The sequence below is a fragment of the Streptomyces sp. NPDC048521 genome (assembly GCF_043199855.1).
Classification (GTDB): domain Bacteria; phylum Actinomycetota; class Actinomycetes; order Streptomycetales; family Streptomycetaceae; genus Streptomyces.
This window is the reverse complement of sequence record NZ_JBICWR010000017.1, coordinates 88,793-113,474: the sequence shown is the minus strand read 5'-3', so window position 1 is coordinate 113,474 and position 24,682 is coordinate 88,793. Positions and strand designations below refer to the sequence as shown.

Here is a 24,682-nt window from a genome sequence, read left to right as displayed (position 1 = left end):
GTCGCCACGAGGACAGCCACTGCCCGGCCAGGCATGGACCGGGATCCGGGTGCAGATCGTGCGCGTCTCGGTGCGCCCGGGTGAGCCGGGGAGCGCGAGGCGCTCCTGCGCGCCGAGGCGGAGGTTCCCGACGTCTCGCACGCTCGCGGTCCGGAGCCGGGTGGGCACGGGACCGGACCGCTCTGCGCGCTCGGCTCAGGCCGGTGCGGGTACCGAGAGTTGCGGTTCCGGTCCGACGTACCGGGCCACCGGCCGGATGATCTTCGGGTCGGACGCCTGTTCGAGAATGTTGGCGCTCCAGCCCACCACCCGCGCGGCCGCGAAGGTGGGCGTGAACATCTCGCGGGGCAGACCGCACAGTTCCATGACCACCCCGGCGTAGAACTCGACGTTCGTGTGGAGTTCGCGGCCGGGCTTGAACTCGGCGAGGATCGCCTCGACCCGGCGCTCGACCTCCACCGCGAAGGCCACGCGCGGGCCACCGAAGGACAGGGCTATCTCCCTCAGCATCCGCGAACGGGGGTCCTCGGTGCGGTAGACGGCGTGCCCGAAGCCCATGATCCGGTCACCGGCGAGCACCCGCTCCCGGATCCAGGGGTCGATCCGGTCCGGCGTGCCGATCGCGTCCAGCGTGTCCAGGGCCCGGCTGGGCGCACCTCCGTGCAGCGGTCCGGACAGCGCGCCAACCGCACCGGTCAGGCAGGCCGCAACGTCGGCACCCGTGGACGCGATGACCCGCGCGGTGAAGGTTGACGCATTGAATCCATGGTCAATGGTTGAGATCAGGTATTGCTCGACCGCACGCGCCCGGCGCGGGTCGGGTTCCGAACCCGTCAACATGTACAGGTAGTTGGCCGCGTAGGGGAGGTCCTCACGCGGCTCGACCGGCTCGAGTCCCTGACCGAGCCGGTACAGCGCGGTGAGCAGCGTGGGGACGACCGCGCAGACGGACACGGTGTCGGCCCGCCGCCGGTCGGCGTCGATGTCGTACACCGGCCGGAGTCCTTGTGCCCCACCCAGCAGCGACAGGGCCGTACGCAGTCCGGCCAGTGGGCCGGAGACACGGCTCGCCGCGGCGATCGCCGGCAGCGCCGCGCGCACGTCGCCGGGCAGCCGCCGCAGCGCCGCGGTCTCGGCGGCGAAGGCGGCGCGGCGCTCCGCGTCCGGGAGCCGCCCGTGGACCAGGAGATGCCAGACGTCCTCGAAGCCGCGGGTCCGCGCGAGTTCGACGGCCGAGTACTGGCGGTAGTGGTAGAAGCCCTCCCGCCCCCGTACGTCACCGATCCGGGTCTCGGTGACGACGACACCCGCGAGACCCCGCGGTGCGTCGATGAGGGGGGTGGCGGTCCTGTTGATGGCCATGGTTCTCCTCCCTGGACTCGATCCGACTGTCCATGCTTGACTCATTTCTTGTCAATGTTGATCCAATCAATATATGGCTATCAAGGTGTGCAGAGGCGACTACGGTGACCCCCATGCGCGATCACGACCCCGCTCCCCGCCGCCCCGGGGGACGGCTGACCACCAAGGAGACCGCCGAGGCGCTCGGCGTGAAGCCCGAGACGGTGTACGCGTACGTGAGTCGCGGCCTGCTCAGCAGCAGACGCGAACCCGGCGGCCGGGCCAGCACCTTCGAGGCGAAGGAGGTGGAGGCACTCGCCCGCCGCAACCGGCGCGAGGCGGCCCGAAGTCCGGGCTCCGGGAGCGAGCTGTCGGTCCGGACCCGCATCACGCTGATCGAGAAGGACCGGTACTTCTTCCGCGGTGTGGACGCCGTCGAGCTGGCCACCCGGCACTCCTACGAGGAGGTCGCGGAGTGGCTGTGGACGGGCCGGCTGACCCCGGGCATCACCTTCTGCGCGCCCGGGACCACCGTCGAGGTCGCCCGCCGCGCGGTGGACGCCCTGTCCGAGCACGCCTCCCCCGCCGACCGGCTGAGGGTGGCGGCGATCGCCGCGGCGGCCGAGGACCCGCTGCGCTTCGACCTCTCCGAAGAGGCCGTGCTGAACACCGCCCGCCTCCTCATCCCCACGCTCGTCGCGGCGCTCCCGCCGGCCCTGCACGGTCACCGGGACGACGGCCCGCTGGCCCACCGCCTGTGGGGCCGGCTGACCGGCCGCCCCGCCGACGAGGCGTCCCTCCGCGTCCTGGACACCGCGCTGGCCCTGCTCGCCGACCACGACCTGGCCGCCTCCACCCTCGCCGTCCGGGTCGCAGCCTCGGCACGCGCGCACGCCTACGCGGCCGTGTCGGCCGGTCTCGGCGTCCTGGAGGGCCCGCTGCACGGCGCCGCCAGCGGCCTGGCCCACCGGCTGCTGCTCGACGTGCTCGACCAGGGCACGGCGGTACCGGTGATCGCCGACGAACTGCGCGCGGGTCGCCGCATCCCCGGTCTCGGCCACCGGCTCTACCCGGGTGAGGACCCCCGCGCGCGCGTACTCTTCCGCCTCCTGGAACAGGTCCCGCGCGCGGAGCCCGCCCTGCTGGCCGCCCGCGACATCGTCGCCACGGCAGCCCGGCACACCCCCCTGCACGCCAACGTCGACCTGGCCCTGGCGGTGTTCACCGCATCCTGCGGCATGCCGGCCACGGCCGGCGAGACGATCTTCGCCGTCGCCCGGACGGCGGGCTGGATCGCGCACGCCCTGGAGGAGTACGGCGAGCGCCCGCTGCGTATGCGACCCAGCGGTCATTACGTCGGTCCCCGGCCGCCGCAGCCCCTGCCGGAGTAGGACACGGCACGCCCGGAAGTCGGCCTGCGGGCAGTCAGGTTAGGCTCACCTCTGTGAGTAGGTGCGCGACCGTCTCCCGGAGCCTCGACGAGCCCGTTCCCGGCACGGCTGCCACGGCGACGACGTGGCTGCTGCTGGAGCAGCCCGGACCGTGGGGTGCCAAGGCGCTCACTTCCAGCCACCTGGACCCCGCGCTGGGCCGGGCCCTGGAGGCCGCCGCCGAGGGAACCGGAGTGCGCATCGCGCTCATCCGGCGCCCCGGCCGCCATGCCGACCCCGGCACGCCCGCGCTCCGGCACGTGTACGCCGCCCACACCGTTCCGGGACACGTGTGGCTGCACGGCGCCACCACCCGCGATCCGCGGCGGCTGCTGGAGCTCGACTTCGCCGCACTCGGTGCGGGCGACCATCGTTCCTTCGGCGCGGCTCTCGGCGGCCGCCCGCACCGCGGCGACCCGCTCGCGCTCGTGTGCACCAACGGCAAGCGGGACCGCTGCTGTGCCCTCCTGGGCCGCCCCCTCGCCTCGGAGCTGGCCGCCTCGGGAGTACGCGGGATCTGGGAGGTCACCCATCTGGGTGGACATCGCTTCTCGCCGACGGTGCTCGTCCTGCCGTACGGCTACGCGTACGGCCGCGCCGAGGCGCACACCGTCAAGGAGGCCCTGCACGGGGTCCGGGAAGGGCGCGTGGTCGTCGAGGGGTGCCGCGGGTGCTCCGCCTGGGAACGGCCCGGCCAGGCGGCCGAGCTGGCCGTCCGGTCCGCCGCGGACGAGTACCGGGCGGGCGTGCTGCGTGTCCTGCGGACCGACGGCGCGGCTCCGCGCTGGCAGGTCACCGTCGGCCACGCCGACGGCCGCCGCTGGCAGGTCACCGTGGCGCAGGGGGCGTCGCTGCCGCCTCGCCCGGAGAGCTGCGGCGCGGAGGTGCTGGGGACGCCCGCACGGATGGATGTGGTGGCGGTGCGCGAGGTGCGGCCGACGGCGCTGGCGAGCTGAGCGGCGCCCGCCCGTCCGGCTCGTCAAGGTGAGCCGCCGGTCCGGTCAACGGTTGATCGGTGGATCAAGAACGGTCAAGAGATCCGTACCACACCCTCTGGGGCGCCCGGACTCCCGACACGTACCGTCATGAGTATGAGCCCCACTCCCCGCGCACGCCGTCTGCGCCTCGGTCTGCCGCGGCGGGTGTTCTCGCAGGTGCTGCTGATGCAGGTGGCGATCGCCGCGGGGGTCGCGGTGCTCGCGACCGGGCTGTTCCTCGCGCCGCTGAGCAAGCAGCTGGACCAGGAAGCGATGCGGCGCGCGCTGGCCATCGCCGAGACCACCGCCCAGGACCCGCAGATCTCCGACGGTGTCCGCACCACCCCGCCGACCAGGAACGGCCCGGTGCAGCGGGAGGCGGAACGGATCCGGCGGGCCACCCACGCCGAGTACATCGTGGTGCTGGACCGGAACTGGGTGCGCTGGTCGCATCCCACGGCCTCGGAGATCGGCCGGCGTGTCTCCACCGACCCCAGCGACGCCCTGGCCGGCCGGGAGGTCATGGAGATCGACAAGGGCACCCTGGGGCGCTCGGCGCGCGGCAAGGTACCGCTGTACGACGCCGATCACCGCATCGTCGGGGCCGTCTCGGTCGGCATCGCCTACGACAGCGTGCGGGCGCGGCTGATCAGCGCCATCCCCGGGCTGTTCGCCTACGCCGGCGGGGCCCTCGCGGTGGGCGCCCTGGCCGCCTGGCTGATCTCCCGCAGGGTCCAGCGGCAGACCCGGGACCTGGCCTTCTCCGACATCTCGGCGCTGCTCGCGGAGCGCGAGGCGATGCTGCACGGCATCCGGGAAGGGGTGGTCGCCCTCGACCGCGGCGGCCGTATCCGCCTGCTCAACGACGAGGCACGGCGGCTGCTCGGCATCGGCGACGAGGCGGTCGGGCAGACCCCCGACGCGGCGCTCGGCGAGGGCCGTACGACGGACGTGCTGGCCGGCCGGGTGGCCGGCACCGATCTGCTCACCGTGCGCGGTCAGCGCGTCCTGGTCGCCAACCGCATGCCCACCGACGACGGCGGCGCCGTGGCCACCCTGCGCGACCGCACCGAACTGGAGCAGCTGGGGCGGGAACTGGACTCCACGCGCGGGCTGATCGACGCCCTGCGCGCCCAGGACCACGAGCACGCCAATCGCATGCACACGCTGCTCGGGCTGCTGGAACTGGAGATGTACGACGACGCGGTGGAGTTCGTCGGCGAGGTGGTCGGCGACCACCGGGTGACCGCCGAGCAGGTCACCGAGAAGATCCAGGACCCGCTGCTGGCCGCGCTGCTCGTCGGCAAGGCGACCGTGGCGGCCGAGCGCGGGGTCGCCCTGTGGGTGTCGGAGGGCACCCGGCTCCCGGACCGGCTGATCGATCCGCGGGGTCTGGTCACGGTCGTCGGCAACCTCGTGGACAACGCCCTCGACGCGGTCGCGGGCACCCCGCACGCGCGCGTGGAGGTCGAGTTGCGCACGGAGGGCCGTACGGTCGTCCTCAGGGTGCGGGACACCGGGCCCGGGATCCCGGCGGACCAGCGGGAGTTGATCTTCACCGATGGGTGGTCCACCAAGAAGCCGCCCGCGCACGGCAAGCGGGGCATCGGGCTGTCCCTGGTGCGCCGGCTCGCCGAACGCCAGGGCGGGAGCGCGGCCGTGGACGCGGCGGACGGCGGCGGTGCCGAGTTCACCGTGGTCCTGCCCGAGGCGCTGACCGAACCGGGGCTGGAACCGGCCCTCACCGGGTCCGGTGCGGCCTCTGCGAACGTCCCGGCCACCGCCGAGGAGGAGACGCGATGATCGAGGTCCTGGTCGTGGACGACGACACCCGGGTGGCCCGGGTCAACGCCGCCTACGTCGAGAAGGTGCCCGGGTTCCACGTGGCCGGCGAGGCGCACAACGCGGCGGAGGCGCTGCGTCAGGTGGAGGCCCTGCCGCTGCTCGATCTGGTGCTCATGGACCACTATCTGCCCGACGACACGGGGCTCGCGGTCGTGCGGGAGATGCGCCGGCGCGGCCACCAGACCGACGTGATCATGGTGACGGCGGCGCGGGACGTGTCGACCGTCCAGGCCGCCATGCGGCACGGGGCGCTGCAGTACCTGGTGAAACCGTTCGCCTTCGCCGGCCTGCGGGCCAAGCTGGAGGCGTACGCCGAGCTGCGACGCACCCTGGACGGCGGCGGCGAGGCCGAACAGGCACAGGTGGACCGTATCTTCGGCGCCCTGTCCGCCCCGTCGGAACCGGAGCTGCCCAAGGGACACTCCCCCACCACGGCCGAGCTGGTGCGCCAGGCGCTGATGAACGCCGAAGGGCCGCTGTCCGCCCAGGAGATCGCCGAGCGGACGGGGGTGAGCCGGCAGACCGCCCAGCGCTACCTGAAGCTCCTGGAGCGCACCGGACGGGCCCGGCTGACCCTCAAGTACGGCGACGCGGGCCGCCCCGAACACCGTTACGTGTGGGCGACCCGCGCCTGAGCGGGCCCGTGTCTACCCGGCGGCCTCGACGAACTCGGTCGTGTACGTCCTGCTCAGGTCGACCTTCGCGTTCTGGATGTTGGGGTTGAACGCCTTGAGCACCTTCTCGACGGTCTCGGGGCCGCCCTGGGGCATCACGCCGTCGTCGGTGAACATCGGCAGCGTGCTCTTGACGGCCTGCGTGTACAGCGCCTTGTCGCCCTGGGAGTAGTCGGCGGGCATCTTGGCCGCGATCTCGTCGGCGCTGTGGGTGGACATCCACTTGAGCGTCTTGACGAATGCGTTGACCAACTTCTGGACGGTGTCCTTGTGTCCGTTCACCCAGTCCGTCTGCATGTACAGACTGGACGACGGGTACGGGCCGCCCAGCGCCTGCTGCGACCCCTCGGGGGTGCGCATGTCGATGAGGATCTTGCCCGCCTTCTTGTCCAGGATCGTCGCGACGGTCGGGTCGGTGGTCATGCCGCCGTCGATCGCGCCCTTCTGGAGCGCCGCGATGAACGTCGGGCCGGCCCCGACCGCGACCGGCGTGAAATCGCTGACCTTCACGCCGTTCTTGACCGCCAGGTACTTGGTGAGGAAGTCGGTCGAGGAACCGAGACCGGTCACGCCGAGCTTGCGGCCCTTGAAGTCCTCGGGGGACGTGAGATCGTCCGCCGCTTCGGCCGACACGACCTCCACCTCGCCCGGCGCGTGCGAGAACTGCACCACGGACTCGACCGACTTGCCCTTCACCTGGAGGTCGAGGGTGTGGTCGTAGAAGCCGACCGCTCCCTGCACCTGACCGGAGACGAGCGCGGTCTCGGCCTGGACTCCGGCGGGCTCGCTGAGGAGTTGGACGTTCAAACCCTCCGCCTGGAAGTAACCGAGGCGCTGGGTGAGCATCGCGGGCAGGTAGATGACCTTGTCCAGGCCGCCGACCATGATCTTGACGGACTCGCCCTTGCCGCCGCCGCTGCCGGTGTCGGCGGTGGAACTGGCCGCGTCGTCGGCGCAGGCGGTGAGCGAGGTGAGGGCGAGCAGTCCGGCGGCGGCCAGGGAGGCGTATCTGGCGGTCTTGCGCATGGTGGTTCACGTCCTTGTGAGAGGGCGGTGCGGGGAGAGCGGGGGTGGGGTTCAGCTGTCGGAGCCGGTCGGCTTCCAGCGGAAGATGCGCCGCTCGGCGAAGGTCAGCAGCCCCTCGGCGACGAGGGCCACGACCGCGAGGATGACCATCGCGGCGTAGACGCCGGCCGCGTTGAAGGTGTTCTGCGACTGCGCGACGAGCAGGCCGATGCCCTTGGTCGCGCCGATGTACTCGCCGACGATGGCGCCGATGAGCGCGAAGCCGAAGCTGACGTGGAGGCTGGTGAAGATCCAGGAGGTGGCCGACGGGATGACCACCTGGAGGGTCACCCTGCGGTCGCTCGCGCCCAGGATGCGGGCGTTGGCCACGAGGTTGCGGTCCACTTCCCGGGCGCCCTGGAAGGCGTTGAAGAACACCGGGAAGAAGACGAGCACCACGGCGGAGGCGACCTTGGACGAGGGCCCGAGCCCGAACCAGATCAGGAAGATGGGCGCGAGCACGATCCTGGGGATCGAGTTGAGCACCTTGATGTAGGGACCAAGGACCTCGGCGAGCAAGGTGATCCGCCCGAGGGCGATGCCGAGAAGCACCCCGGCGACCACACCGATGACCCAGCCGAGCAGTGCCTCGTAGAGCGTGTACCAGATCTGTTCGCCCAGGGAGCCGAGCGCGGTCCCGTGCGTCACCCAGGTCCAGATCTGGTCCCAGATCTTCGAGGGCATCGAGAAGTTGAACGGGTCGATGACCTTCGCCCGGGACAGCCCCTCCCACAGGCCGAGGACGGCCACCAGGAGCAGCACCCGCGCGACGGTCACGAGCGCCTTGCGCCGGCGGGCCGCCTGGGCGCGGGTCCGCGCGCGATCGGGGACCTTGGCGGTGTCGACGACCGGCGTGCTGAGAACCTCAGGCGACATGGGCGGCACCTCTCTCGCGGGTGATGCGGACCTCTTCGCCGAGGGACTCCCAGATCTCGCGGTAGATCTCGATGAACCGCGGCTCCAGGCGCACCGACTCGACCTTGCGCGGCCGGGGCAGGTCGATGTCGAAGACCTGCTTCACGGTCGCGGGTCCGGCGGTCATCACGACGACCTTGTCGGCCAGCGCGATGGATTCCTCCAGGTCGTGGGTGACGAAGACGACGGAGGCGCCCGTGCCCTCCCACAGCTCCAGCAGTTCGTCGGACATCAGCGCCCGGGTCTGCACGTCGAGGGCCGAGAACGGCTCGTCCATCAGCAGGATCTCGGGGTCGTTGACGAAGGTGGCGGCGAGGGCGACGCGCTTGCGCTGACCGCCGGAGAGCTGGTGCGGATAGCGGTCCTCGAAGGCGGTGAGCCCGACCCGGGCCAGCCATTCACGGGCCTTCTGCCTGGCCTCCGCCTTGGGCACCCCCCGGAAGCGCGGGCCGGCCATGACGTTCGACAGCACCGTCCGCCACGGGAAGGTGGCGTCCTGCTGGAAGACGAAGCCGACCTTGTCGCCGACGCCGGCGACCGGCTCCCCGGCCACCAGCACCTCGCCCTCGGTAGGCTCCTCCAGGCCGCTGACCAGGGTCAGGGTGGTGGACTTGCCGCAGCCGGTCGGTCCTACGACGGCCACGAACTCGCCGCGCCGCACGGTGAGGTCCAGGCCGCGCACGGCCGTGTGCAGTCCCCCGGACGGGGTCCTGAAGGTCTTGCTCGCGCCCCGCAGCTCGATGGCGGGGCTGGTGTGTGCGCTCATGGCCCGGGACGGTAGGTGTGGCCCCGGCCACGGCAGGAGTCTTGTGAGCGCAAGCCGTTCTTTTGCTTGCAAGAGCCTGTTGTGCTCATTTTGCTCGCGCTACAACTGCGGAGCCGAAACACGGGCTCACCGCTCGTCGGCCTTGAAGGAGAGGCCCGATGATTGACGTCCTGGTGGTGGACGACGACTTCCGCGTCGCAGAGATAAACGCCAAGTACGTGGGGAAGGTTCCCGGCTTCCGGGTGACCGCCCGCGCGCACAGCGCCGCCCAGGCCCTGGCCGCCGTCGAACGCGGCGGGATCGATCTGGTCCTTCTCGACCACTACCTGCCGGACCGGACCGGCCTCGAACTCGTCCACCGCATGCGGGAACAGGGCCACGGCACGGACGTCATCATGATCACCGCGGCCAGTGATGTGACGACCGTCCAGCAGGCGATGCGCCTCGGCGCCCTGCACTACCTGGTCAAACCGTTCACCTTCGCCGCACTGCGCGCCCGCCTCGACTCCTACGCCGCGCTGCGTCGCACCGTCGACCGGGTGGGTGGCCGGGGCCTGACGGGCCAGGAGCAGGTGGACCGGATCTACGGAGCGCTGCGGACCGCCCCCGTGCCGTCCGCGCCCGGCCTGCCGAGCGGCCACTCGGAGCCCACGACGGACCTGATCTGCGGTGTCCTGCACCGCGCCGGCCATCCGCTGTCGGCCCATGAGGTCGCCGCACGGACCGGCCTGAGCCGCTCCACGGCCCAGCGCTACCTCCGCCACCTGGAACAGGCGGGCCGCCTCCGGCTCTCCCTCAAGTACGGTGACACGGGCCGCCCGGAGCACCGGTACGCGTGGGTGGCGCCGTAGCGGTCGGGGGCCCGCTCCACCGGATGCAGTTGCCCCTCAGACGCGGAGATCACGGCCGGTTCTGAGAACCCGCCCGCTACACCGCCCCGGCCCCGGTCAGCGACCGCACCTCCGTCTCGGCGTACTTGGCCTCGTCCGCGACCTCGTCCGAGGTGACCGTGCCCAGCCAGCCGGCCAGGAAGCCGAGCGGAATGGAGACGAGGCCCGGATTCTGCAACGGGAAGTACTGGAAGTCGACCGCGGGGAACAGCGAGCCCGGACTGCCGGACACCACCGGGGACAGCAGCACGAGCCCGAGCGCCGGGAGCAGCCCTCCGTACACGGCCCACACCGCGCCGCGTGTGGTGAAGCCGCGCCAGAACAGCGAGTAGAGCAGCACCGGGAGGTTCGCCGACGCGGCAACCGCGAAGGCGAGACCGACGAGGAAGGCGACGTTCAGGTCACGGGCCAGCAGACCGAGCGCGATCGCGACGACACCGATGCCGACGGCCGCGAACCGTGCCACCGCCACCTCGCTGCGCACCTTGCCGTGCGACCGCCGCAGCGACGCGTACAGGTCGTGGGCCACCGAGGCGGAGGAGGCGAGCGTGATGCCGGCGACGACCGCGAGGATCGTGGCGAAGGCGACGGCGGCGACGACCGCGAACAGAACCGTTCCGCCGGTGGAGCCCGCACCGCCGCCCAGATCGAGGGCGAGCAGGGGCACCGCCGTGTTCCCGGCCGCGTTCGAACCGCGCACGGCATCGGGCCCCACGATGGCCGCCGCCCCGAACCCCAGGACGAGCGTCATCAGATAGAAGCCGCCGATCAGGCCGATGGACCAGACCGCGGAGCGACGGGCGGCCCGGGCTGTGGGCACGGTGTAGAAGCGGGACAGGATGTGCGGCAGCCCCGCCGTGCCCAGCACGAGTGCGAGCCCGAGGCTGATGAAGTCGAGGCGGGCGGTCCAGCTCCCGCCGTACGCGAGGCCCGGTGCCAGGAACGCGTTCCCATGACCGCTGCGCCCCGCGGCCGTGGCTAGCAGCCGGCCGACGTCCCCGTGGAAGCGGACCAGGACGAGCGCGGTCAGGGCGATCGTCCCGCTGAGCAGCAGAACCGCCTTCACGATCTGGATCCAGGTGGTGGCCCGCATCCCTCCCAACGACACATAGATCACCATGAGCGCGCCGACCCCGATGACCGTCCAGGCCTGGGCCGCGCCGCTCGTCCGCCCCAGCAGCAGCGCCACCAGGCTGCCCGCGCCGACCATCTGCGCCACCAGATACAGAACGGACACCGTGACCGAGGACGTCCCCGCGGCGATCCGCACCGGACGCTCGCTCATCCGCGCCGCCACCACGTCGGCCAGCGTGAACCGCCCGCAGTTGCGGACCAGTTCGGCCACCAGGAACAGCACGACCAGCCACGCCACGAGGAAGCCCACCACGTAGAGCATCCCGTCGTAGCCATAGAGCGCGATGAGCCCCGTGACTCCGAGGAAGGAGGCCGCCGACATGTAGTCGCCCGCGATGGCAAAACCATTCTCCATCGGGGTGAACAGCCGCCCGCCCGCGTAGAACTCCTCCGCCGAGCCGTGCCGCCTGCGGCTCACCCAGGTCGTGATCCCGAGGGTGACGGCCACGAAACCGCTGAACAGCAGCAGCGCCAGAGTCTGATGGCCACCCGTCACACGGCACCTCCCCGCGCGCCGCGGCTCAGTTCCTGCGTGTCCCAGCGCAGCTCCAGCGCGGCCCGGTCCCGACGCAGCCGAGCATGCCGGGAGTAGGCCCAGGTGAGCAGGAAGGTGCTGAGGAACTGCCCGAGCCCCGCGAGCATGCCCACGTTCACCGCCCCGGCCACCGGCCGCGCCATGAATCCGGGCGCGGTCGTGGCCAGGACCACGTATGCCACGTACCAGACGAGGAAGACGATCACTCCGGGCACCACGAACCGCCGGTACCGGCTGCGCACCTCCTGGAAGGCCGCGCTGCGCTGCACCTCGACGTACACGTCCCGGGCGCGGACCTCTGTTCCGCTCCCCTCCCGGCGAGCGGACGGAACGGCCGGTGCCGGCCTGCCCGTGCCGTCCAGTTCGCCCCAGCCGGAGGCCAGCGCGTCGTACCAAGGGTCGTCGTACGTCACGTCGCGGGCGGGCGCGCCGTGGTCTTCCTGGTGCTCGGGCGCACTCTCGGGACCGTCCCCGGTTCCGCGGGAACGATCGTTGCTTGACTGCATGCCCAAGGATGGACAGATCGGGAAGATCCCCGACTCTTCTTCCCCTCGCCTTCACCCCATAAGGTGATTCACCGGGCGGGCGGTCGCACCAGCCCCTTGCTGTAGGCATAACGCACTGCCTGGGCCCGGTCCTTGAGGCCTGTCTTGGCGAAGAGGTTGTTGATGTGTGTCTTCACGGTCGCGGTGGAGACATGCAAAGTGCGAGCGATCTCCTGGTTGCTGAGGCCTTCGGCGATGAGCACCAGGACCTCGGTCTCGCGCGCGGTCAGCCCGTCGGACGCCTGGGCGGCCGCCGGTTCGGGCTCGGGCTGTGAGAGCCGCTCCAGCAAACGGCGCTGGATGCTCGGCGACAGCCCCGCGTCCCCCGACAGCACGCTCTGCACGGCCCGCACGATCTCGTCGCCGCCCGCGTCCTTGGTCAGGTAACCCCGCGCGCCGGCCCGCAGCGCGGGGAACAACGACTCGTCGCACCGTACGCCGGGGCGGGTCGGCTCATGACGCCGAGCGACTGTGCCCGCCAGACGAGAATCCCGCCGCGGACCAGCAGGGTGCCGGCGAGACCGAGCATCAGGGCGGCGCTGTCCTGGCGGACGCCGAGTGCGGAGCCGACGGCGTAGACACCGACCCGCAGGGCTATGCCTCCGACCCACACGGCGACGCTCGCCCTGGTGCTCTTGGTCCATACGACGCCGTCCGGAGCCGTCCAGACGCGGGTGGTCCAGGCCCAGCCGGCACCGGTGGCCAGGCCTGTCAGCAGTTCCATGGCGAGCAGTGCGGCGGATCCTGCGCGGTGGTGAGTGTCGAGGATGCCGGGCTCGCGCAGCGCGACGACTGCGAGGATCACGGGCAGCAGCCACCAGCGCCGGTCCGTGTCGATCGCGCGGGCGCGGAACTGCCGCACGATCACGACGGCGACGACGGCCACGATCATGAGCGCGTTGACGAGCCCGGACATCAGAGCCTCCGTGAGCGAGAGGTAGTGCCGGAAGCGAGTGCTGCCGACGCCTTCGAAGCTACGGAAATTCGCAAGTCACGAGATCGGAGCCGGGGTGGATCACGGGTGGAATCACTGAGTGGCCCGTCTCCACCCAGGGGTGGAGCCAACGGAGTCACCCAGGGATGGAGCCACCGGGTCCCGCCGAGGTGCGGGGAGCCGGTCGGCCGGCGACCGAAAGGTGGGGGCAGCCTGGTCGGCCGGGGATCAAGAGGGACGCGGGCTGACCGGTCGGCTGGGGGTCACGAGATGCGCGGGCCCCGATCGTCCGGAGAACGAAGGGTGCGGGGCGCCCCGATCGTCCGAAGATCACGGGTACGGGGCCCAGTCGGTCCGGGGCCGAAGGGGCCGGGGGACCCCCGTCGACCGGTGCCAGGCAACAGCGACAGGACGGTGGGGTACGCGCACGGCCTTGGGGCCGTGCCGGGTGCCGCAGTCACGGCCGTCCGGCGGCGGGAGGCCGCAACACTCCACCGCCTCCACCACATGCACGGCCATCAGGCGGCAGGCGGCAGGCGGCAGGCGGCAGGCGGCAGGCGGCAGGCGGCAGGCGGCAGGCGGCAGGCGGCAGGCGGCAGGCGGCAGGCGGCAGGCGGCAGCACAGTCCACCACCGCTCCCGGCCGACGCACCACCGGCAAGCACGGACTGCCAGTCACCGTCGACCCCACGCCCGCCGCCGCCGTTCCCGGCGGACGCCCGAACGGCCCGACCGCCGCCAGGAGAGACACTCGCCAGGACGGGCACCGCCGACAGCTCGGTCAGCGCCCGCCCCGGCTCAGGGCGCGTCCGACCGGGCCGCCCTGCAGCGATCCGCGGTCGGCCGCAGCCCGACGCAGCGGCTAGGCGTCGATGCGCGAGCGGTCCAGTGTCGCCGCCGAGCTGGAGATGAACTCCTTGCGGGGTGCCACGTCGTTGCCCATGAGCAGGTCGAAGACCTGTTCGGCAGCCTCCAGGTCGGAGAGGTTGATGCGGCGCAGCGTGCGGTGGCGCGGGTCCATCGTGGTCTCGGCCAGCTGGTCGGCGTCCATCTCGCCCAGACCCTTGTAGCGCTGGATGGAGTCCTTGTACCGGATGCCCTTGCTCTGGAACTCCATCAGCTTGTCGCGCAGCTCACGGTCGGAGTACGTGTAGACGTACTTGTCCTGGCCCTTCTTCGGCTGGACGATCTCGATGCGGTGCAGGGGCGGCACCGCGGCGAAGACACGGCCGGCCTCGACCATGGGCCGCATGTAGCGCTGGAACAGCGTGAGCAGCAGGCAGCGGATGTGGGAGCCGTCCACATCGGCGTCGGTCATCATGATGATCTTGCCGTAGCGGGCCTGCTCGATGTCGAAGGTACGGCCCGAGCCCGCTCCTATGACCTGGATGATCGCGCCGCACTCGGCGTTCTTGAGCATGTCGGTCACCGACGACCGCTGCACGTTGAGGATCTTGCCCCGGATCGGCAGCAGTGCCTGGAACTCGGAGTTCCGCGCCAGTTTTGCCGTACCGAGTGCGGAGTCGCCCTCGACGATGAACAACTCGCTGCGGTCGACGTCGTCGCTGCGGCAGTCGGCGAGCTTGGCCGGCAGGGACGAGGACTCCAGGGCGGTCTTCCTCCGCTGGGCGTCCTTGTGCTGGCGCGCCGCGACACGGGTACGAGCGGCTGCGACCACCTTCTCCATGACGACCCGGGCCTGGGCGGCCGCGTCACGCTTCGTGGCGGTCAGGAAGGCCTTGAGCTCCTTCATGACCACCTGGTTCACGATCCGGCGGGCCGCCGAGGTGCCGAGGACCTCCTTGGTCTGCCCCTCGAACTGCGGTTCGGCCAGGCGCACGGTGACGACGGCGGTGAGGCCCTCCAGCGCATCGTCCTTGACGATGTTGTCCTCGGCCACGCGCAACAGCTTCTTGGCGCGCAGGACATCGTTGAGGGTCTGGGTGAGAGCCTGCTCGAAGCCGGCGACGTGGGTGCCGCCCTTGGGGGTGGCGATGATGTTGACGAAGGACCTGACCGTGGTGTCGTAGCCCGTGCCCCAGCGCAGTGCGATGTCGACGCCCAGCTCGCGGGTGACCTCCTTGGGCGTCATCTGGCCGTGCTCGTCCAGGACCGGGACGGTCTCCTTGAAGGAGCCCTGCCCGGAGAAACGGAGGACGTCGCAGACCGGCTTGTCGTTCGCCAGGTACTCGCAGAACTCGCTGATGCCGCCGTCGTAGCGGAACGACTCCTCACCCTTGCTGCCGCCCTCGCCGAGGCCGAACTCGTCACGGACGACGATGGTCAGGCCGGGCACGAGGAACGCGGTCTGGCGGGCGCGCTGGTGCAGGTTCTCCAGGGAGAGCTTGGCGTCCCTGAGGAAGATCTGCCGGTCGGCCCAGTAGCGCACACGCGTGCCGCTGCGGGTCTTGGGGACCTTCTTGGTCTTGCGCATCCCGCTCTCGGCCTCGAACTTGGCGTCCGGGCCGTTCCCCGCGAAGGCGCCCGGCACTCCGCGCCGGAAGCTGATGGCGTGCACATGGCCGCCTCGGTCCACCTCGACGTCGAGACGGGCGGAGAGGGCGTTGACCACGGAGGCACCGACGCCGTGCAGGCCGCCGGAGGCGGCGTAGGAGCCACCGCCGAACTTGCCGCCCGCGTGGAGCTTGGTCATGACGACCTCCACGCCGGACAGGCCGGTCTTGGGCTCCACGTCCACGGGGATGCCGCGGCCGTTGTCACGCACCTCCACGGAGCCGTCGTCGTGGAGGATCACCTCGATGTGGTCGCAGTAGCCGCCGAGGGCCTCGTCCACTGCGTTGTCGATGATCTCCCACAGGCAGTGCATCAGACCGCGGCTGTCGGTCGAGCCGATGTACATGCCCGGGCGCTTGCGCACGGCCTCGAGACCCTCGAGGACGAGCAGGTGCCGCGCGGTGTAGTTGGAACCGTCGCGGTCTGCTCCTGCCAGCAGCGCTGTGGACGGCACGGACGTATCGGCGGTCACGCGGTTCGCTCCTCGCTGAATTTCAGGTAGCCCCCTTTTGGGTAAGGGGGCGGCTTCGGTCGCCGCTCAGAGGGTACCGAGGCCTGGTAGAGCCGGTGTAACGCCACCCTCGTCGGGAACACAGACTAGTCCAGACTCGCATGCGTGTTCGATCCCTCGATGGAGTGAAGCACACATCACGTTCCATTCGAGGCATGAACCATTTAGGCTCCGGGCACGTCCTCATGAACAACCGGCAACCCGGCCGGGAGGACCGAGACACAAGACAGCGCGAAACCGTAAGCACTGAGACACGCACTACGGCACATTCGCCGCCAACCGGCAGCAGACAGCCGCCCGGAAAGATTTTTTCGAGGAAAAGCCACGAGCGGGAACGTTTTCGGGCTGGTTGGATGTTGACCCTGGTACGACAGCTCGTCGAGCTAGAGAAGAGGCGACGTGACTACTGTTCTGACCCCCGCGAGCCCACTGACGGCCGCCGATCGCTGCGACCGCTGCGGCGCCCAGGCATACCTGCGCGTGGTCCTGCTCAGCGGCGGAGAGCTGCTCTTCTGCGCCCACCACGGGCGCAAGTTCGAGCCGGAACTCAAGAAGATCGCCGCTGAGATACAGGACGAGACGGAGCGGCTGACGTCCGTTCCCAACACGTCTTCGGAAGAAGAGCGCTGAATCTCGCACACACGACGAGCCAGCCCCGGCACAGGCCGGTGAACGGGCGGCCGCTCCTCTCCAGGAGCGGCCGCCCGTGCTCATGCCCGAGTGCAGGGCCTCAGATGCGCCTGTACGGCCTCATCCGGCCGCTGCGCTCGCCTTGAGCGCCCGCAGGACCTCGGAGACGCGCGTGTAGACGCCGGGGCTTCCCTGCCGCCCGCAGCCACTCCCCCATGAGACGAGCCCGATCAGCCGCCCACCGGCCACCAACGGGCCACCGCTGTCCCCCTGGCAGGCGTCCGGCCCGCCGGCGACCTCACCGGCGCAGAGCATCGTGCCGGCCCGGTAGACGCCGTCCGGTCCGCCCGGATAGGCGTCGACGCAGAGATCGTCGGGCAGCACGCGCACGCGTGCGGCGTGGAGCCGGCGCGTGTAGGCGCCCCCGCCGGTCGTGTCGCCCCATCCGGAGACCAGGGCCTCGGTACCGGGCCTGTAGGCCCGGTCCCCCGCAGCCGCCATGGCGATGACCGCACTCTGCGGCAGCGCCTCGGCGAGCATGAGGACGGCGAAGTCGCCGGAGTTGGTCGCGCTGTCGTACCCGGGGTTGACGCGGACATCCCGTACGGTGACCTCGTCACCCTCACTCGACAGCAGGTCCGTGCGGCCCGCGATGACCTTCAGGTCACGCACGCGGTCGGGTGGGGCGCCCAGGGCCTCCTCGGTCATGCAGTGGGCCGCGGTGAGGACCGCGGTCCGCGTGATCGCCACACCACCGCAGAACTGGCCCGCCCGTGTACCTCCGAACCGGTCACGGCTGGACAGCGCCACCGTCCACGGAGCCTGAGAAACATCTATCGGAAATCCCCCGACGACCACGCTGTCGGCGGCCGCCGGGGCCGCGCTCGCCAAGGGTATGGCGGTCATCGTGGCGGCCAGGGCCAGCGGCCGGATCAGTGCCCGGGCAACGGAACGGCGCATGCAGCCTCCTCACTCTGGGGTCCTCCTGGGACACCCAGAGTCATCCAGGCCGCCGCCGTTCGCAGCACGAAGGCCCGGCTCCCCGCACGGGGATCCGGGCCTTCGCCGTCGTACGACCGCGACCTAGTCGAGGTAGTCGCGCAGCACCTGGGAACGCGACGGGTGGCGCAGCTTCGACATGGTCTTGGACTCGATCTGGCGGATGCGCTCACGCGTCACGCCGTACACCTTGCCGATCTCGTCGAGGGTCTTCGGCTGACCGTCGGTGAGACCGAACCGCATGGAGACGACGCCGGCCTCGCGCTCGGACAGGGTGTCCAGAACGGAGTGCAGCTGCTCCTGCAGGAGCGTGAAGCTGACGGCGTCGGCGGGGACGACGGCCTCAGAGTCCTCGATGAGGTCACCGAACTCGCTGTCGCCGTCCTCACCCAGCGGGGTGTGCAGCGAAATGGGCTCACGGCCGTACTTCTGGACCTCGATGACCTTCTCCGGGGTCATGTCGAGCTCCTTGGCCAGCTCCTCCGGGGTGGGCTCGCGGCCCAGGTCCTGGAGCATCTGGCGCTGCACGCGCGCGAGCTTGTTGATGACCTCGACCATGTGCACCGGGATACGGATGGTGCGGGCCTGGTCGGCCATGGCGCGGGTGATCGCCTGGCGGATCCACCAGGTGGCGTACGTGGAGAACTTGTAGCCCTTGGTGTAGTCGAACTTCTCCACCGCGCGGATCAGACCGAGGTTGCCCTCCTGGATGAGGTCCAGGAAGAGCATGCCGCGGCCGGTGTACCGCTTGGCCAGGGAGACCACCAGACGGAGGTTGGCCTCCAGGAGGTGGTTCTTGGCGCGGCGGCCGTCCTCGGCGATGATCTCCAGTTCGCGCTTGAGCTTCGGGGCGAGCTTGTCGGCGTTGGCCAGCTTGTCCTCGGCGAACAGACCCGCCTCGATGCGCTTGGCCAGCTCCACCTCCTGCTCGGCGTTGAGCAGGGGGACCTTGCCGATCTGCTTCAGGTAGTCCTTGACCGGGTCGGCGGTGGCGCCGGCCGCGGCGACCTGCTGCGCGGGCGCGTCGTCCTCGTCCTCGTCGGACAGGACGAATCCGGCGCTCTCGGTTCCCTCGGGCTCGTCGGCGACCTTGGTGTCCTCGAGGACCTCGTCCTCGAGGATCTCGACGTCGTCCTTCTTCGCCGTGGTCTTCTTGGCGGCCGTCTTCTTCGCGACGGTCTTCTTGGCGGCCGCCTTCTTCGCGGTCGTCTTCTTGGCGGCGGCCTTCTTCGCGGTTGCGGCTTCCTCGGCGGAATCGCCCGCGGCCGGGGCGGCGGGCGCGGCAGGGGCGGCCGTGGTGGCGGTGGCCTTCCTGGTGGTCACCGCCTTGGCCGCGACCGTCTTGGTGGCGGTGCGCTTCGCCGGACTCTTCGCTGCGACGCTCTTGCGGGTGCGCTTGGGCTCTGCGGCACTGACCATCAGCGTCACACCCTCTTCCTCAAGAATCTGGTTGAGGCTGCGCAGTACGTTCTTCCACTGAGTGGCCGGAATCTGGTCAGCTTCGAAGGCCCGACGCACATCGTCGCCGGCGATCTGCCCCTCAGCCTTTCCCCGCTCAATGAGCGCCATGACAGAGACGGACTCGGCGATCTCCGGCGGGAGCGTACGGGATGTGCTGGCCGACACGAACAACCTCTCGGAACGTTGGAAAACGGCTTCCGGCACCGTCCACTGCGGACAGGAGCCGACCACCGGCCTGGGGATGGGCCGACGGCGCGGGCGGGGGCCGGGAAGATGCACAGCGCCTGTCATGGCGTCCGTATTCCCTCCGCGGCTGTCACCTCTTAGGTCATCGCGCTGTTCCCACGAGCGTTACGCCCAATCTGCGTGGCCCGAGTCACACCCCGTAAGCGTTCAAAAGCGATCAGATAGGGGCAGAAGGGGTCAGCTGCGATGACACACCCGGCCGCGATCAGCACCACCGCGGCCCGTCGCACCGCCGGACCCGCCGGACTCCAGGGGATCCGGCGGGTCCGGCGGGGTCCGGTACCCGGGCCCGGCGCGGCCACGAGAACCGGTCCAGCGCGGCTATGAGAACCACGAGGACGTCGCACACCGGCGACCGAACCGCCTCGTCGCGGGTCAGTGCTCGCGCGGAGCGGGAACTACGCGCTCCACCTCGGGGTGGACCGTGAGCAGTTGGCGCATGGCCGCCTCCGCCGCCGCGCCGTCTCCGGTGCCGAGCGCGTCGACGATCCGCGCGTGCTGCGCGAGGGACGCCTCGTTCGGCCGGTCACACCCGGTGACCGGACCGCCCGACACCTGTAGGGCCGCCGAGACGATCCCGGACAGGTGCTCGAGCATGCGGTTGCCGGCGATCTGGATGAGCAGGGCATGGAACTCGTTGTCGGCCCGCGAATAGGTCAGGGCGTCGCCCTGCGCCATGGCGTGGCTCATGATCTCGACCATGTCGCAGAGGCGCTGCTGCACCTCCTCGCGCCCGTGCCCGGCGGCGAGGCGAGCGGCGAGCGGCTCGATCGTCCAGCGCAGCTCGCTGAGCTCGCGGCGCTGGTCGTCGCGCTGGGGCCCGAAGGCCCGCCACTCGATGATGTCCGGGTCGAGGAGGTTCCAGTCGCTGACGGGACGCACGCGCGTGCCGACGTTCGGGCGGGCGCTGACCAGGCCCTTGGCCTCGAGGACGCGGAGGGACTCGCGGACGACGGTGCGGGAGACCTCGAAGCGCTGGCCGATCTCCTCGGGCACCAGCGGGCGGTCCGCGCCCAGGTCGCCGGAGACGATCATCTGCCCCAGCTGCTGAACGAGTTGGCCGTGCAGCCCGCGTCCGCGGCTGCCCGCGGCACGCCGGCCGACACGGCCCAGCTCCGGGTCCGCGCCGTCCCAGGAGGGCGCTCCGACGCGGTCGGCCACCGGGGCCTCGGCGTAGGGATAGCGGTCGAGATCGCCCGGGCCGGTCAGACCTGAGTCTGCGGAGCGGGCGGCGGTCATCATGGTGTGCGCAAGGGTACTCACGGATCCTTTGTCGGCGCCGTCTCCAACTCCCTTGAGGTCTTTGGTGAAAAGCACACGAAAGGGTGATCGCTCACGCCATCGCAATTGACGCCTTATCGGAAAGAAATGGGCTTTCTGCGGGGAGTTGTGCGCACAGCGGGACCGGAATCGCTCGGACAGTCGTCATCGGACCCGTGCGCGCAGCGTCGCGAACAGATACGCGCAGAGCAGTCCCCCCAAAGCCAACAGCAGTGCTCCGCCCACGGGTTGGGAGAGAACCCGCACCGCCGCGAGCAGATAGCGCTCCCCTCCGAAGGGCCACTGCAGCAGGAGCACCTCCCGCATCCGCATCGGCAAGCCGGCCGCCATCCGCATACCGGAACCCTGCAACGCCTTCTGCACGAGCGGTACGACGAGGACGGGTACGGCGAGGACGGCGGCCAGGCCCGCCGTGGTGGACCGGAACACTCCGGCCGCCAGCACACCGGCCCAGGCGCAGCCGACGACCAGCCCGAACCAACTCGCGGTCACGGAAAGCCAGTCCGCGGGAACTTGGGTCAGCTCCCGTCCGTAGACGAGATAGAGCACTTCGGCGTCGCAGCCCACGGTGAGGAAGGCCAGCAGCAGCGCGGTGGCTCCGGAGACGAGCAGTTTCGCGGTCAGCAGCCCCAGTCGGCGGGGCACGGTGCCGCGGTCCGCGGCCAGGGCGGGGTAGCGGAACTCGTCCCCGAAGGCCAGCGCACCGAGCAGCCCCGCCGCGAACGCCGCGGGTGGCAGCGGTAGCTCCCGCGGCCACGCCGCGAACAGCCGCGCCTGCGGGGTATGGCCGATCCGGGCCAGCACCACGGCCGTGAGCGCGGACACCACCAGCACGGCACCACAGGTCAGGAAGCCGGTGCCGATTCCGGTGGCGCGCCGGATCTCGTAACACAGGGGGCGGAGGGGGGTGCGGGCGGGGCGGACGGAGATGGGGGGTGGGAGGGGGGAGAGGGTATCGACCGTGTGCCCACCCTCCGGACGTACGGCGCGGCTGGGCTCCGGCTTGCTGGTGCCCGGATCCCTGGCGACGGGATTCCTGGCGCCAGGGAGGCGGGTTCGGGTGACGGGGATGCCCGCCGAGGCGCTGCTCGCGCTGCCGGTCTGCGCTTCCACGGACGCCGAGACCCTGGCCTGGCCGGTGCTCGACGCGGCCGTCGCCTCGGCGGACCGGCTGCCGTCGGCCTCCGCGGCCACCTTGGCCGGAGCTGCCTCACCACCGACGCCGACGACATCATGAGCCGCCACTTCGCCGGTACCGGGAACCGCTGTGGCCGACGACGCACTCTCGTCCGGGGCGGTGATCTCCGAGTGCTCCGGCGCGGACGCGTGGCCGGGGTCTTCCCCGAGCGACGACCGCTCGCCGTGGCCGGTCCGCGTGCGCTCGGATGCGCCGGCCCCGGACACGGTCCGGTCTTCGTCGGCCGGTACGGTCCACGCTGCCTGGTCCGCGGAGAGGCGGGCCACGGCATGGTCCGGCGCCGAGAGGCCCTCTGGGCCGCAATCACGCTCGTCCCCCGGGACGCCTGACACCGTGACGCCCCGCTCCCCCGACGCGCCGTCTGACGCCGGCGTCTCCTGCTCCGGCTGGGACGCATCGAGCAGTGAGCGGGACACCTCGAGTGCCGAGGTGCTTGTGTCCGTCGCCGACGAGCCACACTCCGCGCTGTGGGACTCCGTCGCCGACGCGGCACGATCCGCGCCGTCTGGCTGCGTCGTCGGCAGGCCGAGCCGCGCGGTCTCCCAGTCAGCCGTCGGCAAGGCGGATTCCGCGTGCTCCCGGTCCACCATCGGTACGTCCACAGCGGCTCGACTCTGCTCCACGGACGAGCGGCCCAGCGTGGCACGGGCCGGTTCCGGCGCCGACGAGCCGGACGCGGTCTGTCCGTGGTCCATCGGCGGCCCGTCCGCCACTGCCTGCTCCCTCTCCTCCGAAGAGAAGTTGTCCTCCGAAGAGAAGTCAGGCTCGGCAGCGTCCCGCTCCGCCGGGCAGGCGTCCGAGGGGGCTCGCTCCTGGGCCGCCGCAGGTGAGTCCGATACGGGCGACTCGCGCTGAGCCGGCCCCGCGCCGTCGGCCTCCGTCTCGCTTCCCGGCACGGCACCGGCACCCGGGCCCATGTCTCCCACCTCGTCGGCCAGTTGGTGGACAAGGATGCCGTGGCGAAACGCCGTCTCGCCGATGTCGGCGGTCGTGCTGCCGTACACCGAAAGGCGGTTGCCGTCCTCGCGTACGACCTCTACGGACCGGCGGGCGGCACGGGCCTCCTTGGTGAGCACGGCCGCGAGGCGCGCCGCGTGAGGGCTGCGGACGGCCACGCGCGGGCGGAGCCGGGTGCGGGCGAACTCCTTGGCCTCCTGATCGGCGACGAGTCTGCCGCCGTCGAGGGTGACGACCCGGTCGGTCGTGCGCGCGGCCTCCTTGGGGTCGGCCGTGGTGAACAGCACGGTGCCGCCGTGGTGGGCGTGGGCGCGCAGCATGCTGTGCAGCCACTGCGCCTCACGGGCGGAGAGACCGTCGGTTGGTTCGTCCAGGACGAGGGTGTGGGGGTCGGGCAGGAGGGCGCAGGCCAGGCCGAGTCTGCGGTCCATGCCGCGCGACAGCGTGCCGAGGCACTCCTCGCGGAGGCTGACGAGGCCGACCACTTCGAGGACCTCGTCGGCGCGCCGTGCGGGAACTCCGGCCGAGGCGCACAGCATCCGCAGGTGGCCGCGGACCGAGCGCGCCGGGTGACCGGGCACGTCACCGAGGAGCACGCCGACTTCCCGCGAGGGATGGGCGATCTGGTGGAGGGGCCGTCCTCGGAAGTAGGTGATACCTCGTCCCGGTTGGAGCTCGAGCATCAGTCTGAGCGCCGTCGTCTTGCCCGCGCCGGAGCCGCCGAGGAGCGCGGTGACATGCCCGGCGCGCGCCTCGAAGGAGACGTCGTCGACGGCGGGCGGGTGCGCCTTGCGGGGGTTGCTGGTCAGTCCGAAGGCCTGGATCACCTGCAGCAAGATAGCGCGCTATGTCCGGATTTTTGGTGTATAGCGCGATCTATTACCGAGTGCCGCGCTGACCGCCGTCTCCGTGTCCGCCGTTCGATGGAACCGGGACCCGGCTCACACGCCGGCCTACCTGGTGCCGCAGGGGTCCCCGCGCTGCGCCTCAGACCTCGGGGCGCAGCATCGGGGGATTGAGCAGGGTGGCGCCGCCGGCCCGGAAGAGCTGGGCCGGCCGGCCGCCCTGGCGGGTGGTCGTACCTCCGGTGGGGACGAGGAACCCGGGGGTTCCGGTGACCTTGCGGTGGAAGTTGCGCGGGTCGAGGGCAACACCCCACACCGCCTCATACACCCGGCGCAGCTCTCCGACGGTGAATTCGGGCGGGCAGAACGCGGTGGCCAGCGACGAGTACTCGATCTTGGACCGAGCCCGCTCCACCCCATCGGAGAGGATCTGGGCATGGTCGAACGCGAGGGGTGCCACGGGCTCACCGTCGCGGCCGTAACCGCCCTGCTGAAGCAGTTCCTCCACCGGTGCCCAGCGCGCGTTGCTGGCGTCGCCTCCCGCGCGTGGCGGAGGAAGGTCGGGCGCCAGTGCGAGGTGCGCGACGCTGACCACGCGCATGCGCGGATCCCGCTTGGGATCGCCGTAGGTGGCGAGCTGCTCGAGATGGGCACCGTTGTCCTGGGCCGGGACCGAGGGATCGTGGGCACGCAGCCCGGTCTCCTCGGCCAGCTCACGCGCCGCCGCCTGGGACAGGTCCTCGTCGGCCCGTACAAAGCCGCCGGGCAACGCCCAGCGCCCCTGGAAGGGGGGCTCGCCGCGGCGTACCGCCAGCGCGCACAGCGCATGGCGGCGCACGGTCAGCACGACCAGGTCCACGGTGACGGCGAAGGGCGGAAAGGCTGACGGGTCGTAGGGCATGCGGCGATCATAGTCGTCTGCCTGACGATAAACACTCCCTTCGTCGGCCGCACCGGTCGTGGTTCCGCTTCACTCCGGTCCGGGGCGCA

General features: G+C 71.1%; 19 protein-coding genes and 1 pseudogene. 6 read left to right on the top strand and 14 right to left on the bottom strand.

The annotated features are described in order from the left end of the window. Positions 1-195: 195 nt before the first annotated feature. The gene (locus ACGFRF_RS32005) at positions 196-1,362 is read right to left on the bottom strand and encodes a citrate synthase/methylcitrate synthase (RefSeq protein WP_393745951.1); all 1,167 of its coding nucleotides are present in this window, start codon (positions 1,360-1,362) and stop codon (positions 196-198) included. A 113-nt stretch (positions 1,363-1,475) separates the two neighbouring features. On the opposite strand from ACGFRF_RS32005, the gene ACGFRF_RS32000 reads away from it, so the two are divergent. The 4 genes from ACGFRF_RS32000 to ACGFRF_RS31985 all read left to right on the top strand — a co-directional run bounded on the left by ACGFRF_RS32000 (position 1,476) and on the right by ACGFRF_RS31985 (position 6,228). Continuing rightward, on the top strand, positions 1,476-2,732 hold the full coding sequence (locus ACGFRF_RS32000) for a citrate/2-methylcitrate synthase (RefSeq protein WP_393745949.1): 1,257 nt from the start codon (positions 1,476-1,478) through the stop codon (positions 2,730-2,732). Between the two features lie 53 nt (positions 2,733-2,785). After that, positions 2,786-3,727: a sucrase ferredoxin gene (locus ACGFRF_RS31995; RefSeq protein WP_393745948.1), complete on the top strand. Its 942-nt coding sequence runs from the start codon at positions 2,786-2,788 to the stop codon at positions 3,725-3,727. A gap of 135 nt (positions 3,728-3,862) precedes the next feature. After that, entirely contained in the window at positions 3,863-5,551 is a 1,689-nt protein-coding gene (locus tag ACGFRF_RS31990) for an ATP-binding protein (protein ID WP_393745947.1), read from the top strand. After that, entirely contained in the window at positions 5,548-6,228 is a 681-nt protein-coding gene (locus ACGFRF_RS31985; RefSeq protein WP_393745946.1) for a response regulator, read from the top strand. The genes ACGFRF_RS31990 and ACGFRF_RS31985 overlap by 4 nt, the downstream gene beginning before the upstream one ends. Before the next feature lie 12 nt (positions 6,229-6,240). Here ACGFRF_RS31985 and ACGFRF_RS31980 read toward each other — a convergent pair whose 3' ends face one another. From ACGFRF_RS31980 to ACGFRF_RS31970, 3 genes are read right to left on the bottom strand one after another with little or no spacing between them, the layout of a single operon-like run. Next, on the bottom strand, positions 6,241-7,293 hold the full coding sequence (locus ACGFRF_RS31980) for an ABC transporter substrate-binding protein (RefSeq protein ID WP_393745945.1): 1,053 nt from the start codon (positions 7,291-7,293) through the stop codon (positions 6,241-6,243). 51 nt (positions 7,294-7,344) lie between these two features. Next, positions 7,345-8,208, bottom strand: coding sequence for an ABC transporter permease (locus ACGFRF_RS31975; RefSeq protein ID WP_393745944.1), 864 nt, complete (start codon positions 8,206-8,208; stop codon positions 7,345-7,347). Continuing rightward, complete coding sequence (locus ACGFRF_RS31970; RefSeq protein WP_393745942.1) at positions 8,198-9,013, bottom strand: ABC transporter ATP-binding protein; 816 nt, start codon at positions 9,011-9,013, stop codon at positions 8,198-8,200. Before ACGFRF_RS31970 ends, ACGFRF_RS31975 begins: the two co-directional genes overlap by 11 nt. A 158-nt stretch (positions 9,014-9,171) precedes the next feature. Between ACGFRF_RS31970 and ACGFRF_RS31965 the strand changes: the two genes are divergently transcribed. Continuing rightward, a complete protein-coding gene (locus ACGFRF_RS31965) occupies positions 9,172-9,864 on the top strand; it encodes a response regulator (RefSeq protein WP_393745940.1) in 693 nt (230 codons plus the stop codon). A gap of 76 nt (positions 9,865-9,940) precedes the next feature. Here ACGFRF_RS31965 and ACGFRF_RS31960 read toward each other — a convergent pair whose 3' ends face one another. From ACGFRF_RS31960 to ACGFRF_RS31940, 5 genes and pseudogenes are all read right to left on the bottom strand, one after another. Beyond that, entirely contained in the window at positions 9,941-11,533 is a 1,593-nt protein-coding gene (locus ACGFRF_RS31960) for a cation acetate symporter (RefSeq protein ID WP_393745938.1), read from the bottom strand. Beyond that, positions 11,530-12,078 (bottom strand): DUF485 domain-containing protein, encoded by a 549-nt coding sequence (locus ACGFRF_RS31955; RefSeq protein WP_393745936.1) that lies wholly within the window; start codon positions 12,076-12,078, stop codon positions 11,530-11,532. The genes ACGFRF_RS31960 and ACGFRF_RS31955 overlap by 4 nt, the downstream gene beginning before the upstream one ends. 68 nt (positions 12,079-12,146) lie before the next feature. Next, positions 12,147-12,545: pseudogene (locus ACGFRF_RS31950) on the bottom strand (DNA-binding response regulator); the annotation flags it as partial. Next, the gene (locus ACGFRF_RS31945) at positions 12,497-13,033 is read right to left on the bottom strand and encodes a DUF1453 domain-containing protein (RefSeq protein ID WP_393745934.1); all 537 of its coding nucleotides are present in this window, start codon (positions 13,031-13,033) and stop codon (positions 12,497-12,499) included. The pseudogene ACGFRF_RS31950 and the gene ACGFRF_RS31945, both read right to left, overlap by 49 nt. Before the next feature lie 879 nt (positions 13,034-13,912). Continuing rightward, complete coding sequence (locus ACGFRF_RS31940) at positions 13,913-16,036, bottom strand: type IIA DNA topoisomerase subunit B (protein ID WP_393745932.1); 2,124 nt, start codon at positions 16,034-16,036, stop codon at positions 13,913-13,915. A gap of 438 nt (positions 16,037-16,474) precedes the next feature. Between ACGFRF_RS31940 and ACGFRF_RS31935 the strand changes: the two genes are divergently transcribed. Beyond that, positions 16,475-16,705: a hypothetical protein gene (locus tag ACGFRF_RS31935; protein ID WP_070023007.1), complete on the top strand. Its 231-nt coding sequence runs from the start codon at positions 16,475-16,477 to the stop codon at positions 16,703-16,705. A 120-nt stretch (positions 16,706-16,825) separates the two neighbouring features. On the opposite strand, the gene ACGFRF_RS31930 is transcribed toward ACGFRF_RS31935, so the two are convergent. The 5 genes from ACGFRF_RS31930 to ACGFRF_RS31910 all read right to left on the bottom strand — a co-directional run bounded on the left by ACGFRF_RS31930 (position 16,826) and on the right by ACGFRF_RS31910 (position 24,593). Then, complete coding sequence (locus ACGFRF_RS31930) at positions 16,826-17,665, bottom strand: serine protease (RefSeq protein WP_393745930.1); 840 nt, start codon at positions 17,663-17,665, stop codon at positions 16,826-16,828. A 123-nt stretch (positions 17,666-17,788) separates the two neighbouring features. After that, entirely contained in the window at positions 17,789-19,330 is a 1,542-nt protein-coding gene (locus tag ACGFRF_RS31925) for an RNA polymerase sigma factor (RefSeq protein WP_393745928.1), read from the bottom strand. A gap of 456 nt (positions 19,331-19,786) precedes the next feature. Beyond that, complete coding sequence (locus ACGFRF_RS31920; protein ID WP_393745926.1) at positions 19,787-20,674, bottom strand: FadR/GntR family transcriptional regulator; 888 nt, start codon at positions 20,672-20,674, stop codon at positions 19,787-19,789. A 162-nt stretch (positions 20,675-20,836) separates the two neighbouring features. Beyond that, complete coding sequence (locus ACGFRF_RS31915) at positions 20,837-23,674, bottom strand: ATP-binding cassette domain-containing protein (RefSeq protein ID WP_393745924.1); 2,838 nt, start codon at positions 23,672-23,674, stop codon at positions 20,837-20,839. Between the two features lie 160 nt (positions 23,675-23,834). Next, entirely contained in the window at positions 23,835-24,593 is a 759-nt protein-coding gene (locus tag ACGFRF_RS31910; RefSeq protein WP_393745922.1) for an NUDIX domain-containing protein, read from the bottom strand. Positions 24,594-24,682 lie beyond the last annotated feature (89 nt).

Coding starts and splice junctions, on each gene's coding strand:
- ACGFRF_RS31975 (WP_393745944.1), bottom strand. CDS start 8,208: ATGTCGCCTGAGGTTCTCAGCACGCCGGTCGTCGACACCGCCAAGGTC.
- ACGFRF_RS31945 (WP_393745934.1), bottom strand. CDS start 13,033: ATGTCCGGGCTCGTCAACGCGCTCATGATCGTGGCCGTCGTCGCCGTC.
- ACGFRF_RS31955 (WP_393745936.1), bottom strand. CDS start 12,078: ATGCAGTCAAGCAACGATCGTTCCCGCGGAACCGGGGACGGTCCCGAG.
- ACGFRF_RS32005 (WP_393745951.1), bottom strand. CDS start 1,362: ATGGCCATCAACAGGACCGCCACCCCCCTCATCGACGCACCGCGGGGT.
- ACGFRF_RS32000 (WP_393745949.1), top strand. CDS start 1,476: ATGCGCGATCACGACCCCGCTCCCCGCCGCCCCGGGGGACGGCTGACC.
- ACGFRF_RS31985 (WP_393745946.1), top strand. CDS start 5,548: ATGATCGAGGTCCTGGTCGTGGACGACGACACCCGGGTGGCCCGGGTC.
- ACGFRF_RS31970 (WP_393745942.1), bottom strand. CDS start 9,013: ATGAGCGCACACACCAGCCCCGCCATCGAGCTGCGGGGCGCGAGCAAG.
- ACGFRF_RS31930 (WP_393745930.1), bottom strand. CDS start 17,665: ATGCGCCGTTCCGTTGCCCGGGCACTGATCCGGCCGCTGGCCCTGGCC.
- ACGFRF_RS31980 (WP_393745945.1), bottom strand. CDS start 7,293: ATGCGCAAGACCGCCAGATACGCCTCCCTGGCCGCCGCCGGACTGCTC.
- ACGFRF_RS31910 (WP_393745922.1), bottom strand. CDS start 24,593: ATGCCCTACGACCCGTCAGCCTTTCCGCCCTTCGCCGTCACCGTGGAC.
- ACGFRF_RS31965 (WP_393745940.1), top strand. CDS start 9,172: ATGATTGACGTCCTGGTGGTGGACGACGACTTCCGCGTCGCAGAGATA.
- ACGFRF_RS31990 (WP_393745947.1), top strand. CDS start 3,863: ATGAGCCCCACTCCCCGCGCACGCCGTCTGCGCCTCGGTCTGCCGCGG.